Source organism: Niallia sp. FSL W8-1348 (genome assembly GCF_038006745.1).
In the GTDB taxonomy this organism is placed as follows: domain Bacteria; phylum Bacillota; class Bacilli; order Bacillales; family Cytobacillaceae; genus Niallia; species Niallia alba.
The window spans coordinates 694132-710155 of record NZ_JBBOVV010000002.1 but is presented as its reverse complement, the minus strand read 5'-3'; the positions used below and the strand labels follow the sequence as shown (position 1 = coordinate 710155).

Annotated in this window: 16 protein-coding genes, 1 pseudogene and 1 riboswitch; of the genes and pseudogenes, 13 read left to right on the top strand and 4 right to left on the bottom strand. The window is 33.6% G+C overall.

The genetic code is table 11. The annotated features are described in order from the left end of the window. The first annotated feature begins 219 nt into the window (after positions 1-219). The 4 genes from sigX to NST60_RS21940 all read left to right on the top strand — a co-directional run bounded on the left by sigX (position 220) and on the right by NST60_RS21940 (position 4603). Positions 220-783, top strand: a complete 564-nt coding sequence (sigX, locus tag NST60_RS21955) for an RNA polymerase sigma factor SigX (RefSeq protein ID WP_145999713.1) — start codon at positions 220-222, stop codon at positions 781-783. Continuing rightward, positions 761-1939, top strand: a complete 1179-nt coding sequence (locus tag NST60_RS21950; RefSeq protein ID WP_328019982.1) for a GerMN domain-containing protein — start codon at positions 761-763, stop codon at positions 1937-1939. Before sigX ends, NST60_RS21950 begins: the two co-directional genes overlap by 23 nt. A 537-nt stretch (positions 1940-2476) precedes the next feature. Continuing rightward, entirely contained in the window at positions 2477-3256 is a 780-nt protein-coding gene (locus NST60_RS21945) for a M23 family metallopeptidase (RefSeq protein WP_169188789.1), read from the top strand. A 460-nt stretch (positions 3257-3716) separates the two neighbouring features. Further along, positions 3717-3852: riboswitch (FMN riboswitch) on the top strand. A 169-nt stretch (positions 3853-4021) separates the two neighbouring features. Then, positions 4022-4603: an ECF transporter S component gene (locus NST60_RS21940; protein WP_101730944.1), complete on the top strand. Its 582-nt coding sequence runs from the start codon at positions 4022-4024 to the stop codon at positions 4601-4603. Between the two features lie 121 nt (positions 4604-4724). Here NST60_RS21940 and NST60_RS21935 read toward each other — a convergent pair whose 3' ends face one another. Further along, the gene (locus NST60_RS21935) at positions 4725-4973 is read right to left on the bottom strand and encodes a ferredoxin (protein ID WP_016203156.1); all 249 of its coding nucleotides are present in this window, start codon (positions 4971-4973) and stop codon (positions 4725-4727) included. A 296-nt stretch (positions 4974-5269) separates the two neighbouring features. Between NST60_RS21935 and NST60_RS21930 the strand changes: the two genes are divergently transcribed. The 5 genes from NST60_RS21930 (at position 5270) to NST60_RS21910 (ending at position 9921) form a co-directional block, all read left to right on the top strand. Continuing rightward, positions 5270-6319 carry a helix-turn-helix domain-containing protein gene (locus tag NST60_RS21930; RefSeq protein WP_341100139.1) on the top strand — a complete coding sequence of 350 codons (1050 nt, stop codon included), beginning with the start codon at positions 5270-5272 and terminating at the stop codon, positions 6317-6319. After that, positions 6316-7809: a RecQ family ATP-dependent DNA helicase gene (locus NST60_RS21925; protein WP_016203154.1), complete on the top strand. Its 1494-nt coding sequence runs from the start codon at positions 6316-6318 to the stop codon at positions 7807-7809. The genes NST60_RS21930 and NST60_RS21925 overlap by 4 nt, the downstream gene beginning before the upstream one ends. A 9-nt stretch (positions 7810-7818) precedes the next feature. After that, on the top strand, positions 7819-8403 hold the full coding sequence (locus NST60_RS21920; RefSeq protein WP_016203153.1) for a CPBP family intramembrane glutamic endopeptidase: 585 nt from the start codon (positions 7819-7821) through the stop codon (positions 8401-8403). A gap of 228 nt (positions 8404-8631) precedes the next feature. Then, positions 8632-9357 (top strand): LysM peptidoglycan-binding domain-containing protein, encoded by a 726-nt coding sequence (locus NST60_RS21915; protein ID WP_169188788.1) that lies wholly within the window; start codon positions 8632-8634, stop codon positions 9355-9357. A gap of 105 nt (positions 9358-9462) precedes the next feature. Further along, positions 9463-9921, top strand: coding sequence for a DUF2663 family protein (locus NST60_RS21910; protein WP_016203151.1), 459 nt, complete (start codon positions 9463-9465; stop codon positions 9919-9921). Between the two features lie 124 nt (positions 9922-10045). Here the strand turns inward: NST60_RS21910 and NST60_RS21905 are convergent. Further along, positions 10046-10393: pseudogene (locus tag NST60_RS21905) on the bottom strand (manganese catalase family protein); the annotation flags it as partial. Positions 10394-10469: 76 nt separating this feature from the next. Between NST60_RS21905 and NST60_RS21900 the strand changes: the two are divergent. Beyond that, complete coding sequence (locus NST60_RS21900) at positions 10470-12032, top strand: recombinase family protein (RefSeq protein WP_341100137.1); 1563 nt, start codon at positions 10470-10472, stop codon at positions 12030-12032. 1269 nt (positions 12033-13301) lie between these two features. Here NST60_RS21900 and NST60_RS21895 read toward each other — a convergent pair. Next, positions 13302-13898, bottom strand: coding sequence for a recombinase family protein (locus NST60_RS21895; protein WP_341100136.1), 597 nt, complete (start codon positions 13896-13898; stop codon positions 13302-13304). Between the two features lie 976 nt (positions 13899-14874). On the opposite strand from NST60_RS21895, the gene NST60_RS21890 reads away from it, so the two are divergent. From NST60_RS21890 to NST60_RS21880, 3 genes are read left to right on the top strand one after another with little or no spacing between them, the layout of a single operon-like run. Then, complete coding sequence (locus tag NST60_RS21890) at positions 14875-15132, top strand: hypothetical protein (RefSeq protein WP_341100135.1); 258 nt, start codon at positions 14875-14877, stop codon at positions 15130-15132. After that, the gene (locus NST60_RS21885; RefSeq protein WP_341100133.1) at positions 15122-15298 is read left to right on the top strand and encodes a hypothetical protein; all 177 of its coding nucleotides are present in this window, start codon (positions 15122-15124) and stop codon (positions 15296-15298) included. The genes NST60_RS21890 and NST60_RS21885 overlap by 11 nt, the downstream gene beginning before the upstream one ends. Beyond that, positions 15299-15448 (top strand): hypothetical protein, encoded by a 150-nt coding sequence (locus tag NST60_RS21880; RefSeq protein ID WP_341100131.1) that lies wholly within the window; start codon positions 15299-15301, stop codon positions 15446-15448. A gap of 27 nt (positions 15449-15475) precedes the next feature. Here NST60_RS21880 and NST60_RS21875 read toward each other — a convergent pair whose 3' ends face one another. Next, positions 15476-16015, bottom strand: coding sequence for a helix-turn-helix domain-containing protein (locus tag NST60_RS21875; RefSeq protein ID WP_341100129.1), 540 nt, complete (start codon positions 16013-16015; stop codon positions 15476-15478). Positions 16016-16024 lie beyond the last annotated feature (9 nt).

Here is a 16024-nt window from a genome sequence, read left to right as displayed (position 1 = left end):
AATTTAACATAATAGAACGTATGGGGTGTCTTAAAAAGATTTTGACCCTACAAGCTATTTTTCCATTTTGTATGTATAATGTTTTTGCATACAGGTATAACTTGTGAGGTCAAACTTTTCTGGACTCCTTTTTTATTGTGTTTTTACGAAGGGATAAAAGAAAAGTAGAATATACATACGAATGAATGAAACTAATTAAATTAAAATACGACTAATATATTGAACGGGGGAGGGAATAAGATGAACTCCGTTTTTGATGAAATCTATAATAAGTATCATCATGACGTTTTTCAATTTTTATTTTACATGGTAAATCATAAAGAAACGGCGGAAGATCTAGTGCAAGAAGTATATATTCGTGTCCTGAAATCTTATCATCGCTTTGAGGGGAAAAGTACCGAGAAAACATGGTTGTTTAGTATTGCCAGAAATGTTGCAATAGACCATTTTCGTAAACAAAAAAATTGGAAAGAACGTATCATGGATAAGTTTGACTGGTCCAAACAGGAAATCAAAGCGGATGGGTTTCTTCCTGAAGAAATCGCACTGCAGGCTGAAGAAGTGAAAGGTGTTTATCATGCATTACAATATTGTACAGTAGACCAGCGCATGGTTATTGTATTTAGGTATATTCAAGAACTATCCATTTCTGAAACTGCCAAAGCATTAGGGTGGACTGAAAGTAAAGTGAAAACTACACAGCATCGAGCATTAAAGGCACTACGTACCATTTTAGAAGACGATGGAAAGGAGGATCCTTATGCAGAAACAAAAATGGAATGATGAAAAAATCATACATGTACTTAAGCATATGCCATCTATAAAAGATGAGCGAAGCGCGGAGTTTATCTATCGTACTATTCAAACAAAAAAGAAATTTGAGCGAAAATCGAGAAGACTCATGCCTATATTGGCTACAATAGGTACGATTATGCTTCTATTTATAATTAGTCAAAGTTTCTTTGATAGCAATAGTATCAATTCATTTAATAGTGAAAAGAAATCTGCAGAAAACTCTGTGATGATGAAAACAGAAAGCGCAGAGGAGGCAGAAAAGAAGGCAGATCAAAATTTTGATATAGCAGATCAACAAGCAGAAATGGTAACATCACCCACCTCAACGGCTATTTATAAGGAAGATGTAGGCGATCTGGAATTGTTAACTTATCCGATTCCTGATGTAAATGTCCAAGTAGTTGTTCCAATTAGTATTTTAGTGGCCAATCCAAACCATTTATCTAGGTTTGACCTATATGTACAAAATGTGAAGAAAGTGATAGGCGTAAATAAACAGTTAAGTGGTTCTTTACCTATTAGTCCAGAGCTATTATCCTACGATTTTAGTGAAAATAATATTGAAGTTAATGTAAAACAAGAATTTTCAAACTTTGGTTCTCACTCTGAAGACTTTTTTAATACAATGGTTCAGCAACAATTGCAAACAATTGGTGCGAAGAAAATGGAGTTTTATACAAATGGAAAGCGCGGGGCAGTACTAGGAAACAGGGAAGAAACAACGATAGAATATCAACCTTTAGAAAATAGAGCTTACTTTCTGTTAAATGGTGAATCAGACAACCAACCATTATATGTCCCTTGGGAAAAACCTTATGATTCAATTGAAAATGCTTTTGAGGCAATGGAAGATGATATTGAAACACATGGTTTAACGGCATCAATTCCTGATACTATTGATATTGATAAGGTTTCAAAAGATGAGAATAAGGGACAATTAATTGTCCATCTCTCAAATGAAAGTAATATGCAAGAAGATCAAAAAACGTTACATGCTATTGAATCGATACTTTTAACAGCAAAGGAATTTAAATATTCTTCGGTTAAGTTTGAGAATACCAAGGTTAAAGAAGTAGGTGGACTATCACTAACAAACGAATTAGCTGTTCCACTTGCTGCTAATAAAGTAGACATAGAGCAATAATAAAAAGGAGTATCCAATATATAACGGATGCTCCTTTTTGATATTTTTTAAAGATAAAAAAATAGAATAAAAAGAGTATAAATACATAAAATAAATTTTGTTATTTTTGTTGATAAATCTTCTTAGCTTTATTTGAATAAATGGAAATTACATTTTATCACGCTCTTAACGGACAGTAAGACTCTCCCCTCAAGCATAGGTGGGAGATGAACTGTCCGTAAAGGTCCGATTGGTTCAACTAACCATCAGTGGGGAAGGAAAGCCTCCACTGATGGAAGTTTCACTTTATTCCTGAATATTCTATAGTTCTAACAATTAACATGTACTCATAAGTTGAAAGAGAAGATGGGAGTGGGGACAGTTTTTTTAGAAGTACGCATTTTACATACTAAAATCATGGAGCGAATCTGTATTCCTGTAAGGAAGAAGGAGATTTTTCTATTTTTAAGGAGCAGTGAAGGAGGAATTCACTTCAATTCCTGCTCTTAAAGGCAAGAAATGATCTTTTTAATACAAGCGGAATAGGAGGATAACTAAATGGGAGACTATATTAGGAGAATACTTATAGCAGCTATAATGTTATTGTTTATTAGTTTATTATTTATAGGGGGGAAACATTCACAAGCACAATCGATCTCCCTATCAGAACGAACAAAGGCCTGGACTTGGCCAAGTGAAGGGATCATAACGGATACCTTTAATACAAGGAACGGTACACATAAAGGAATAGATATTGCTGGAGAACTAGGTTCTGAAGTGTATGCTGTAGATGAAGGGATTGTAACAAGGTCTTATTACTCTCAATCGTATGGAAATGTTATTTTTGTGAAGCACGAAAATGATTTGGAAACAGTCTATGCACATTTAAACAAACGATTTGTAGAAGAAAAGCAATTGGTGAAAAAGGGTGAGTTAATAGGTGAAATGGGCAATACAGGATATTCATCGGGAGTCCATTTACATTTTGAAATACATAATAAAGAATGGACTGTTGCAAAAGAAAATGCAATCAATCCAATTTTGGTGTTAGGAGATGTTGAGGTAGGACAGACTGTAAAAATAGCAGAGCAGGAAGAAGAAATAGAGGAAGTAGTATCAGAACCAATAGAAGAGCCTATTCATTCTCCTATGGCGGACTTGGTGCAAGAGGAAGAAAAAAAATGGGAAGAGGAATACATAAGGAGAAGTATGAAAGAAATGGAAATAAACTTGGAAGAGGATGAGTCTGAATTTACAACCATCCCATATAAAAAAGCAAGTATTTATTTAAAAAGTAGTAAGCATCTTATAGAGGAAAAAAGTGAGGATTATACATAGAAGCCGATAAGGGAAGAAACGTATATTATGTAGGTAAATAGGTTAAGTGTTGGAAGAATTTTCTGCGAAAAGAGTTCACAAGATACTATCGAGTAATGCAAGTGTAATAGTATTTTGTGAACTCTTTTTGAAAGACTGTTTTCTAAAGGATTGTTGTTTTTCAATAGGAAAAAAGAATTAGTTGGGAAAATGGAGCAGCCGGAATACACGAAGATGCCACGGGGATTAGCGAGACAGTCTGATACCCCGGAGGCGAAGTGAGGAGGCTCAAGCTTAGCCCCACGGAAAGCGAAGTGTATTCCGGCTGTGGGTAATCGCAACAAACTTTACGAAAACAGCCTTTTGAAATGAATGTAAATTATAATGTGAAAATGTGAACAATGTATGAAGTTATAAGCAAACTTCTTCACAAATCGTTATTGTTTAATGTATAATAACTAATGTAAACAAATTAATATTGGTCTATCTTCGGGGCAGGGTGAAATTCCCGACCGACGGTGATGAGTTATATACTCAAAGTCCGTGACCCTACTACGGTAGGTTGATTTGGTGAAATTCCAAAACCGACAGTAAAGTCTGGATGGGAGAAGATGGAGGTTCTGCAATCGTTCAAAATATTCTATAAGAACGTTTATTAAGTGTGCGTACCTTTAAACTACTCCCTCAAGTATAATATGGCTTGAGGTTTTTTATTTGCCGCATCTTAATAAATTGCTGAATCTTTCTTCTTAGGTAGATGGATCCTAAAAAGAAGGAGAGAAGAAAATGAAGAAAAAAATGAATGTAAGAAAGTATGTTTTAATAGGAATGATGAGTAGCTTAGCTTATGTGCTGATGATGCTTAAATTTCCAATTCCACCGTTTCCAAGCTATTTAAAAGTTGATTTTAGTGATATTCCTGCCTTAGTTGCTGCGCTTATCTTAGGTCCAGCAGCGGGAATCTTAGTAGAGTTGATAAAAAATATATTAGATTATTTAATTACAGGAAGTGATACTGGAGTTCCAGTAGGTCATTTCGCAAACTTTATAGCAGGGATTTCATTTATTTTACCGACTTACTTTATTTATAATAAAATTAAATCCAAAAAAGGTATGGTAATTGGTTTAGGGTTAAGTGTTTTAATAATGACCGCGTTGTTAAGTCTGTTTAATTACTTTATCATGTTGCCATTTTATAATGCATTAATGAATATACCGACTGACACTACAATATTGAAAAAAACAATTCTTTCTGCCATTATTCCATTTAATTTGTTAAAGGGAATAATCATTTCTTTAATTTTTGCACTAGTATTCTCAAAAATGGGTGTCTGGATTAATAAACAAATCCCATCTAGAAATGTATAACATAATAGGAGAAAGGCAGTTCAGTAATTTCTGAACTGCCTTTCTTGTTTTGTTAGTTGTAAAAGTTGAATTGAAAAGAGCAGAAAGGAATCCTTTCTGCTCTGTTTATGATAAAGAGGGATTATTCGTATTTTAGTGCATCACCATCAAAGGACTCGTCTGCAACTTTAATCGAATCTGTTGGACAACCTTCAAAAGCATCTAACATATCATCGAGTAATACTTCAGGAACTTCAACAGTTCCTTGATTATCATCTAACATAACGAAAGCAATACCTTCGTCATCGTAGTCGTAAATATCAGGTGCTGCTGCTCCACAAGCTCCACATGCAATACATGTGTCTTTATCAACAATTGTATATTTTGCCATGAGTAAAAAAACCTCCAGTGTTATTCATACGGAGTATATACATGACTAGCATACTCCTTACTATTATCTTATTGTAAGACTGAATCTTTAACTTTTCAATATAAAAGACAGATAAAAAGTAGAAAGTCGGAGTTACTTTTCTTAAAATAGTCAAAAACTCAACCGTTTTCTATCTTGAAAATCAACATATTATATGATTACAAAGTTCACTAAACAATAAAATTCATGGTAAAATAAAAGAAATGTTACAAACAAATTTCAACAAAATTTGTCAAACGACAGAGGAAGATGAAAATATGTCCTTTATAAAAATATTAATTCTAAATTGTTTATATAAAATGAATGGAGAAAGGACACTATACTCTATTCTTCATATATTGAATGGAAAAAAATCATCCCAAACTATCCAAGATATTCATATTTTTCAGTTGACCTCCTTATTTCAGGCATTTCCTGTATTAACAAGAGAAAAACTGGATCAAGTTGTGTATGAATTGATTCAAGAGGATTGGCTTGAAAAAACAGGAGAAAATCACTATTTAATTAAAGAATGTAGAAAACTAGAATTAGATAAGTTATTAAAAGCGAATCCTTTATCACTTCATTTAAAAGGCTGGAGGTATCATTCGTTTACACTCCCCTTTTGGGAAAGATTATCTTTATTCGTCCAAGTTTCTTCCCACTTGTCGGAAAAAAGTATACGTTATATGCCAGTCCAGAGAAATCTTGTTACACAACTGTGGCTAAAAGATACATTACATACTGTTTCTTTGGAAAGAAGTGAAATCAATCACTATCTGTATCAAGAATTAGTTAAATGTCTAGAAGAGGAAGAATTGAATCCTTCCATTCTCATAAACCGATTAACAGGGATTCATAGAATAGGACTTACTGGAGAACAAGTTGCTTTAGAATTGAATATGGATCCAGATTATTATCAGCTATCCTTCCTTGCTATTCTTCATTTTATGATAGAAAAAATCCTATCAAATAAGGAGGAATATCCACTGTTAAGCCAATTGATTAAGGAAAGTAAGAAACCATTTACACTAACAGAGTCAACAGCAAAGACGTTTGATTTTATACAAAAAGGCTATAGTATTGATGATATTGTTGTGGTAAGAAATTTAAAGCAAAGTACAATAGAAGATCATATAATTGAAATTTTATTAAATGTCCCTGACTATCCCATTCGTAATTTAGTAAGTAACGAAAACATAATAAAAATAAAAGCTTGTATTCAACAATCATCTTCTAAATCTTTAAAGGTAATAAAACAACAATTATCAGATGTTTCTTATTTTGAAATACGTGCTGTGATGGCAGGGTACGGTGATTTTTCATGAATTTAGAAGCAGCATTAAGAAAGTATTATCAACTAAGTCATTTTCGAAGTGGACAAAAAGAAACAATCCAATCCATTTTGAAGCAAAAGCATACTTTAGCTATGTTACCTACGGGAACTGGAAAGTCATTATGTTATCAGTTGCCAGGGAGAATTCTGGAGGGAGCAGTGATTATTATCTCTCCTTTGTTATCTTTGATGCAGGATCAAGTAGAACAAATGAAGATGAAAGGGGAAAAAAGAGTTGTTGCTTTAAATTCTTTCCTTACCTCGGTAGAGAAGAGTAGAGTACTACGACAAATTAGTCAATATAAGTATATTTTTATTTCCCCAGAAATGATTTCCTTACCATATATTCTTGATAAGCTTCAAAGAATGGAAATTAGTCTTTTTGTTATCGATGAAGCACATTGCATTTCACAATGGGGGTATGATTTTCGACCGGATTATCAAAAATTAGGGTATATTCGACAAAAATTGAATAATCCATTGACGTTAGCCTTAACTGCAACCGCAACGGAAGAGATTCGTAAAGATATAATTAACTCCTTACACTTAGATGAGGTAGAGGAGATTATTTATTCCGTTGATCGCCCCAATATTGCGATTAATATTGAAGAGTTAGTACACGGTCAAGAAAAAATGGAAAAGCTTCTTGACTATATTCAAAAACTAGATGGACAAGGGATTGTGTATTTCTCCAGTAAAAAGCTGGCTGAACAAACGGCAGCTTTTTTGAAGGAAAGATCTTCAAAACGCATGATGGCTTATCATGGCGGGATGTCACAGGAAGATCGAATCCTAGTACAGCAGCAATTTCAAACAGGACAGTTAGACGTAATCTGTGCTACTAGTGCATTTGGTATGGGGATTAATAAGGAAGATATTCGCTTCATTATTCATTTTCATCTGCCAACACAATTGGAGTCTTATTTACAGGAAATTGGTAGAGCGGGAAGAGATGGGCGTCAGAGTGTTTCATTCATTCTCTACACTCCTGGGGATGAGTGGATTGCTTATCAGTTAATCGAGTCAGAGTTAGCAGATGAATTACAAATAAATAAATGGAAATTATCTCTGAAAAAATATCCAACTTTTGAAGCTTGGCAGAAAAAAGAAGGTTTCCAATTAGAAATGTTATTTACAGAAACACAGTGGCGTGTGTTGGAGTCTTATTTGGAACCGAATAATAAAACAGTACCAGAATTATTGAGTTCGCTTGAAATGTATAATAATTTTAGGAATGAGCGCGTAACGGAAAAAAAACAAAAAGTCCAAGAGCTTATTGGCTGGTTACATTCTGCATCTTGTCGAAGAATGTATATAATGGATTATTTCGGAGAAAAGTACGAAAGCAAAGACAAAGAAAATTGCTGTGATAGATGTGGATTGGATTTATCTGCTTTCTTTAACAGCAGAAACACCAATCAACATAAAGTACAGGTGGATTGGCAGGAACAGTTAGCTTTTATTTTAAATATTAAAAAGTAGGCAATGTCGATGAATAAAGCAAAATATACAGCATTAATTAACCAATTGACAGACCGTGAACTATTAAAAAATGTTTATATGACACAGGTTATACTCATAATTGTAGCTTTTATTCTGCATATTATCGTTTTTCATTCGAACCCCCCCATTACTAAAGTTTTTAAGTATGAACGAACAGATTTTATCATTGGTATTATAGCTGGGTTAGTAGTAGTAGGGATAGATATTTTATTAATGCGTCGTTTTACTGAACAGTACCATGATGATGGCGGTGTGAATAAGCGGGTTTTTCAAAATAGACATCCATTACATATTGCGTTCATAGCATTAATTGTAGCGTTTAGCGAAGAATTACTTTTTAGAGGGGTAATACAGTCAAATATAGGTTTGTTATTAAGCTGTCTCCTTTTTGCCATTCTGCATTATCGCTATTTATTTAATCCGTTTTTATTTACCAATGTAGTATTAGTAAGTATTGGAATTGGTGTGCTATTTGAAGTGACAGAAAATCTTTGGGTTACAGTCATCATGCATTTTCTTATCGATTTCCTGCTTGGCTGTATTATTCGGTTCAATTTATTTCAAAAGGGTTAAAGATAAAAAGAGTACGCTTTGTGAAGCAGCTGCTTTATCCCACTCTTAATGGACAGTAAGACTTCCGCCTCAAGCTTATGAGGATACGAGGAATAGGTGGGAGATCAACTGTCCGTAAAGTCCGATTGGCTTAACTAACCATCAGTGGGGGGAGGAAGGAAAACCCCACTGATGGAAGTTTCACTTTATGTTTAGGAAATTATGGGGAATTGTAAGGATGGGATGTTTATGAAAAAAGAAGATCCATACAGGGTTCAAGCAGAAACACAGAAACAACGATTAAAGAAAGTGACAAATGAAGAAGAAGCAACAGAAAAACTCCAAGAGAAGGAATCGTCTTTACCTTCAAGAAGTACTGTTCATAAGAATAAAAAGAAAAAAATAAAAATACCGGTAATAAGCTTATTAGCATTTTTATTTATTTTATTACCAGTAACCTTATTATTAATAAATAGTTTGTTAAATGGGAAAGATTTTTCCAATCTTTTATCAACAGAAAGTACGACTGGGTTATTTGAAAATGTTAATATTCAAAAAGAAAATCGAATGAATAATAATGATGAAACACCCAGTGACGATAAGGGGGATGAACAAGAGGATATAGTGATAGAAAGTAATTCAACAGTTGAAGAAGAAGAGATAGCAACAGATAATATAAAAGAAAATGATATAGAACAAGAAGAGGATAAATCCAAAGAAAATAAGACTGATTCTGAGGAACCGGTAAATAATGTACCGAAGGAAGAAGAAAAGAAAACGGAAGAAGACACTCAGCAAACTAATTCTAAAGAAAAGATTGTCTATCATACAGTAGCAAAAGGAGAAAATTTATATCGAATTGCATTAAAATATTATCCTAGTGGAAATGGGATGGAAAAAATCAAAGCAGCCAATAATATGACATCAGATCAGGTTCAACTCGGGCAAACGTTAAAAATTGTAATCGAACCATAATAATTCTATTCTAACTTGTCCTTTATCTACATATAGTTAAATAAAGCATGATTTAAGTGTTAGATTTATAAATTTAACATGTGCTATTTAAAGGAGGGAGTGACTATGGAACGCTCGATCTTCCCTGAAAGCTATGAGTTAGATGGAACAACAAAAAAAGTTTTGCTGAAAATTATAGAGAAAAAAGAAAAATATGATAAGTTAAAAAACAGGCATTTACTGGTTATGTGGTTTACAATCTTTGCTGCTTTTTGTTATTTCATTTGGTTGTATAAGCACATTGCTATCCCGTATTCCCATTCATTCGCAGTCATGTTTTCTGTGTATGTTCAAGAAACGTTGAATTTATATATTCTCCTATTAATTATAGGTGCTTTTGGATATATGAATGTCGTTAGGCAAAAAAGGGATAAAGCGGAAAAGGAGTTCCATGATCTTCGTTGTGAATTTATCGATAAAAGCAAAGATCTATTCGGAAATAGTGAGACTTGGAATGTCCGTCATGAAATATATAATACAATCAAAAATACCTATGATATTAATTTATTTCATCAAGCTAAGTAAAAAATAGGTTGTTGCAGAAAAATATACTAATTAGTCAAAAATTAAAGCTGTTTAAAAGAATAAATAGACAAAAAGATACCTAAATAAAGGAGGTATCTTTTTGTCTATATAAGAAAAAACATAATTAAAAAATCTTTCGTTGCTGGCGATCTTCTTTAATAATTTCAACTGCTTCTCTAAAACGTTGAGAGTGTACGATTTCGCGTTCTCTTAGAAAACGGAGACTATCATTTAAATCAGGATCATCACTCATATTGATGATCCATTGGTATGTCGCTCTTGCTTTCTCCTCGGCTGCTATATCTTCATAAAGATCAGCAATTGGATCACCTTTTGCTTGAATATAAGCGGCAGTCCAAGGGTTGCCGGAAGCATCATGATAGAATAGCGCATGGTCATGATTAACATAGTGGTCACCTATACCGGCTGCCTTTAGTTGTTCGGGTGTAGCATCTTTTGTTAATTTATAAACAGAAACTATATTGCAACCTTTTTAGAAACGTGCTAAGATACTGATATATCAACAATATTTAGTAATTAGGCGGTGTATGACACTGAATACATTTGAAATGAACTCAGCCGTTACAAAGGCTAAACATCAAATTAAAAAGGTCGCAATTTATAGCAGAAAATCAAGGGATGATGAGACAGAGGAAGCCTTAAAGAAACAATTACATCATCTAATAGAAATATGTAATCAAAATAATTGGGAATATGATGTATATAAAGAAGTTGGTTCTTCTCAAGATAATAAAAGACCTGAATATAATAAAATGGTCAGTAGATTACAAAAGTATGACTATGACGCTGTACTTGTGACTGATCAGGATAGATTAACAAGGTCACAAGGGGGCTTTGAAGAAATTCAAGCTATCCTACAAGAGTATAACGTATTATTGATAACAGAAAAAAAGATTTTTGATTTTAACAATGATGGTGACGCTTTTGAAGGTACAATATATGCCTTTGTTGCTAAAATGGAATATGAACAAACTAAGAAAAGACTAGTAAGAGGTAAAAGAGACTCAGCAAGAAAGGGTAATTGGGCTGGCGGTAAAACTCCCTTTGGGTATAGTTATGATCAAGAAACAAAAAAGCTAGTACCTGATGAAAATGCTTCACTAATTCAAAGGATTTATTCTTTATACTTGTCAGGACAATCCTCTACAGACATAGAAAGACAATTTGAACTAGAAGGAATTTTAACCCCATCAAGTACAAAATGGAATAAGGCAAGAATCTCTACTATACTTTCTAATCCTGTTTACAAAGGTACGGCAATATATGGCAAGACAAGAGTCTCTAAGATAGAGAAAAAGCCGTCAGGTACACCAAAACAGCTAAAGAGTAATGAAGAAGATCAGATTATAATAGAAAACGCCCATGAACCTATTATACATCATGATGACTGGGAAAGGGTTAGACTTATTAGAGAGAGTAGATTGTCTAAGCCCCCAGCCGCTAGAATAGGTAAGGTTATATTTACGGGCTTAATAAAGTGTTCTATTTGTGGAAGGACTCACAGTTTTCAAAGAAGAAAAGGGAAAGAAGTAAGAATCACCTCTTGTCAAACTAGGAATTATGGTGAGGACGGCATTAAATACACTGTTTGTCAAAATAAAGGTGTTAGACTAGATTTGTTTGAACAAGTATTCTTTGCTAAGTTTGGTCAGTTCGTTAATCAGCTAGAACAGTATCTTGAAGATATAAAGCAGAATATCAAGAAAGATGAAGCTGTTAATCCTGTAGATCAGAAAGCTTTATTAGTTGCTAGTATTAAAAAAATTGAGGCTAGTATTAAAAAGGTACAAAAGGGCTTTATAGCTGAGATTTACACAGAAGAAGAGGCACAGAAAGAGATTAAGCAACTAAAGGCACAAAAAGAGTCCCTAGAGGCACAAATAGAAAGCTTAGATACTAAATCGCAAGGTGAGAAGTTAGACGAGTTACAGGCGGTTGTAAACAGGCTGAGACAGTTGTTAGAAGGGACATCTGACCTAGAGACAAAAGAAATAAACCAACTATTAACTTCCCTTATTGATCATATTGAGTATAAGAGAGTGGGGGATCACAAAGCAGAAATTGAAATGAAGATACACTATAAAGGATAGTCTGAGAAGTAGGGAAAAGCTTACTTCTCTTTTTTTATCGCTAAAAATAGACAAAAAAAGAACCCCTGACAAAAAGTCAGAGGGAAAAAATGAATCTTATTCAGTTATCTATATTATGTATCTATTCAAGTACAGCTATTAGTATGGACTTTGTTTTAGTTAAGGTTATTATTGCTTACGCCAATTCATTCACTACGTTCATTCATTGCAAATCTTTATACTCTATTACTATTATTTGATAGCTATCATTTATAGATTAGTTATTCTTTTAGTAGTATTAGTGAGGAACTTTAGTTCCGAACCCGTTAGGTAATTCTTTTAATCTTTTATTACTGTCTATCTTAGTTATCTTATTTAATATACTTATATAGGGGTGAAACACCCTCACTTTACAGGTTTTTTTAATGTTACAGTTGTATTACAATTATGAAAACACCAATGAAAGCTTGATATATAAGTGTTTGTTAGAGGTTGTTGAATTGTCTGAATATTACCTTTGAACCTGAGGGATTTGTCAGCAAAAGCTTAATCCCTGAATGAAGGATTATTAAAGGGGCTTAATCCCTGTTTTAGGGACTATTAAAGTAATAAGTAACACCCTATATGACTTTACTCTACGCTATCACTACATTCTCATAGCCCAACAAGTAACACCATATGTGATTGTAAGCTTATTTAAAGGAATTAAAAGAGGTCTGCACTTATGTACTTGCATTTTAGTATTGATTTAGGACCGCTACATATTTATCTTATTAAATGATTATTATTATAGTGATTCTTATTACATCACAGATGGTTGTGACTTTCATTTGTGATTAACAAAGTATCAAATTTGTGATTAACGCTGGAAGGAGGAACTTAACGTAGACGGAATAGTAAGTATTAGTGGCAAGGAGATACGGAATTTAGTAAGTTGTGAAACACAACGTGCTAACTTTATAAATAAACGAGGTTATTTTCTTGTAGAAACTAAAAGAGATCAATAAAGTAGTAAAGTCGGATAAATCGACTTTATTCACATATGGAGTGTCTTTAAGAGGGACGTATATTTTTCCAAAAAGGGCTATCTTACGTGTAGGAATGGTATTACGAGATTCAGAAAGGGACCTTGCACAATAGGTGTAATATTACACTTTGTTGACACGTCTACATTTCTGAGGTTTAGTAGTTGGTCAGGATTGGTCAAATAACACTTGTACGCTTGTTTTACACAGCGTCCCCCAAAATATTTTTTAGCACAACAAAAGGACTGATCACTCAGCCCCCTTATTAGTTACTCTCTTTTGTAATTCCATGCCTCTTTAATAGTCGATAGAACTTCATTCGATTTATTTTGTGCTGTTCACAAATCATAGTAACAGGTATTTTCCCTTCTTTATACTTTCTAATTGCCTCTTTAACAGCTAGATCATCTAGTGTTAGATCAGCTTTTCTTCCTATATGCTTTCCATTCTCTTTAGCAAGTTGCATACCCATTTTACGCTTTTCATCTAGTGTATTTATTTCAAGTTCGGCAACAGCACCTAGCACAGTAATCATAAATTTCCCCATTGGAGTAGATGTATTAACCCTATCGCCTTTTAAATCCAGTATAACGAAGGTGACATCTTTAGATTCTAATTCCTCAGCTATTAGAAGTAAATCCTTTACATTACGGGCTATGCGGTCTATACGGGTAATAACAAGAGTGTCACCAGCTTGTAGCCTCTCCATTAGTTTATTTAATCCTTCTCGTTCTTTATTCCTTCCTGTTGCCTTGTCCTCAATCAATTTAATATTTTCATCATGCTGTCTTAATAGTTGTCGCTGTGTATCTAAGTTTTGACCAGCTGTACTTACTCGGCAATAGCCCCAAACTGTACTCATGGATAGTATCTCCTTATTTGTAACGGAATGTTATGTATTAGTCTTGTTACACACTATATCACTAAATTTATTTCGTTACAACCTTTTGTTACAACTTTGATTAGGAAAATTCCTTGGTAACAGTGAACTTGTAATTGTCAGAAAACGGTGTGCTAGAAGTATACCTTCTGTTACATCATGAATTTTTAACTTTTTTATATGGACATTTTTTTTATATAGAAGTATCCCAAAAAAAAAGAAGCCCTATACAGGCTTAAAAACCCCTACCCCTATATTACCCCTACCTATGCATACCCCGCATTAAATAACCACTATACAGGGCCTCATATATACCCTACTATATACACCACTATATACACCACTACACATACACATACCCCCACATACAGCACAACACCACAGTAGCGGGCACACCACAGCACCCCACCAATCATACTGTCAAAAGTCAACACAAATGACAGTGAACAACAAGAAGCACAGCAACAAGGCATGAAAGCCAATCAAAAGTGACAATCAAAAGTGAATGAGAAGAAACAATGAATCAATGCATGATAGAACGGTCATTGCCTCATGTCCTGAATAGCCAATCATCGCCACACAAGGGCAAGGGGTACACAGGGGGGGAGGGGGTGTCTCAGGGGGTGTGTCTAGTGGTTGCAAAATATACACACTATTTTTAAAACCTTTTAGTGGAAGTAACTGGAAGGGTGGTTAAGGAAATCGCCACAATCTAAACTATATCACCTGAATAAAAAATTTCCACCAGTTTTTTGGAATCTTTTTCTTGCACAAGTGTTGCTGAGGGGGGATTAGTATGTTAGTTAATATTAACTTAACTTAACTGATTATAACTTAAATTGAGTTAATTTGATTTATGTTAAACTAATAAATATACCATACTTTGTGTTAGTTTGTAAATATTTTTGTTGCAATTTATTATAAAAACTGCTATATTTTTATGGGGGAGGCGTTCTATATGAAAAAAGAGTTTGTTATAAGTGGATTTAGATGTGATAAAGAGTTTCTAATGGAATTTGAGGAATTAAAAAGAAAACTAAGTTCACAAAGCCCAATCAAGAAACTTTTACATAACTCAGAGGTTATTGAATATGTATTAAGGGATTACATGCGTAATTATGATAATAGATACTCTGCTGAAAGAAAATTAGAATTGATAATGGAAATAGCAAGTAAAAAACAACACAATAAAGGAGACTGTAACAATGAGAAGTAAACAATACACTAATTTAGAACATGACATCAAAAAAGAAGTTATGGACCTAATAGAACAACTGAATGAAGAAAAGAAAATAGAATTACTAGAATTGATTGAAAGTAAGTATTCTAGTATGCTATTAAAGAGACAATGGCAAATGTTTATTAACACTGAGGTGGTTTAAATGAAAGCTGTTGAGATTATGAAAGCCATTGAAGAAATGGAAAACGGTGAAAGAATCAAGTTACTTGAACTATTAGCCGAGAAACATTTTGGCGGTTCTCCTTCTAAGCAAGAAATAGAAAAGCTACATTATAAGTTTTGGGAGGAATAAAAGGACATAAAAAAAAGGGCGAGGCTATTAGTTTAGCCCCGCCTTTCTTAAATGACTGATAACTGTAGGACGACTAATTCCAAAGTGATTAGCAATCTTTGTCTTAGATATTCCTTGTTCAGCCATTTTATACATTTGTAGTTTGTCATCAGTAGTAAGTTTCTTTCTAATATTCTTAGGATTAACTCTTGAAGTATCGACGCCGCATATATGTTCTTGATTAGCACTTGTAAGTAACCATAAAGGTTTAGAATACCATTCCTTCTTACAGTCACTACAATAGTGAAGAATACTTGCATTGAAATTGACAAAGCGTTCAATAGGTTTCACTGTTCCTTTATAGCGATTATCTAAAAGGACTTGATACTCTTTGTTTTCCTTGTCATACTTACCTAGATAAAGGTCTGCACTAGGAATTTCTTTTTCAGGAAATGAAATGATAGTGCTTTGTAGTTCCTCAGTAGGTAACACTTCATTTATTGCATGAACTTTATTCCTTTGATCCTCTTTAATCCTTTTAAGTAATTGTCGTTTAATTCTCTTTTTCCGCTTCTTATTGTTTGCCATTTCATAACC

Excerpts from the sequence above, each read along its gene's own strand:
- NST60_RS21885 (WP_341100133.1), top strand. The coding sequence starts at position 15,122 with ATGAGAAGTAAACAATACACTAATTTAGAACATGACATCAAAAAAGAA.
- NST60_RS21910 (WP_016203151.1), top strand. The coding sequence starts at position 9,463 with ATGGAACGCTCGATCTTCCCTGAAAGCTATGAGTTAGATGGAACAACA.
- NST60_RS21915 (WP_169188788.1), top strand. The coding sequence starts at position 8,632 with ATGAAAAAAGAAGATCCATACAGGGTTCAAGCAGAAACACAGAAACAA.
- NST60_RS21945 (WP_169188789.1), top strand. The coding sequence starts at position 2,477 with ATGGGAGACTATATTAGGAGAATACTTATAGCAGCTATAATGTTATTG.
- NST60_RS21920 (WP_016203153.1), top strand. The coding sequence starts at position 7,819 with ATGAATAAAGCAAAATATACAGCATTAATTAACCAATTGACAGACCGT.
- NST60_RS21880 (WP_341100131.1), top strand. The coding sequence starts at position 15,299 with ATGAAAGCTGTTGAGATTATGAAAGCCATTGAAGAAATGGAAAACGGT.
- NST60_RS21900 (WP_341100137.1), top strand. The coding sequence starts at position 10,470 with ATGACACTGAATACATTTGAAATGAACTCAGCCGTTACAAAGGCTAAA.
- NST60_RS21940 (WP_101730944.1), top strand. The coding sequence starts at position 4,022 with ATGAAGAAAAAAATGAATGTAAGAAAGTATGTTTTAATAGGAATGATG.
- NST60_RS21925 (WP_016203154.1), top strand. The coding sequence starts at position 6,316 with ATGAATTTAGAAGCAGCATTAAGAAAGTATTATCAACTAAGTCATTTT.
- NST60_RS21875 (WP_341100129.1), bottom strand. The coding sequence starts at position 16,015 with ATGGCAAACAATAAGAAGCGGAAAAAGAGAATTAAACGACAATTACTT.
- NST60_RS21895 (WP_341100136.1), bottom strand. The coding sequence starts at position 13,898 with ATGAGTACAGTTTGGGGCTATTGCCGAGTAAGTACAGCTGGTCAAAAC.
- NST60_RS21930 (WP_341100139.1), top strand. The coding sequence starts at position 5,270 with ATGTCCTTTATAAAAATATTAATTCTAAATTGTTTATATAAAATGAAT.
- NST60_RS21935 (WP_016203156.1), bottom strand. The coding sequence starts at position 4,973 with ATGGCAAAATATACAATTGTTGATAAAGACACATGTATTGCATGTGGA.
- NST60_RS21950 (WP_328019982.1), top strand. The coding sequence starts at position 761 with ATGCAGAAACAAAAATGGAATGATGAAAAAATCATACATGTACTTAAG.
- NST60_RS21890 (WP_341100135.1), top strand. The coding sequence starts at position 14,875 with ATGAAAAAAGAGTTTGTTATAAGTGGATTTAGATGTGATAAAGAGTTT.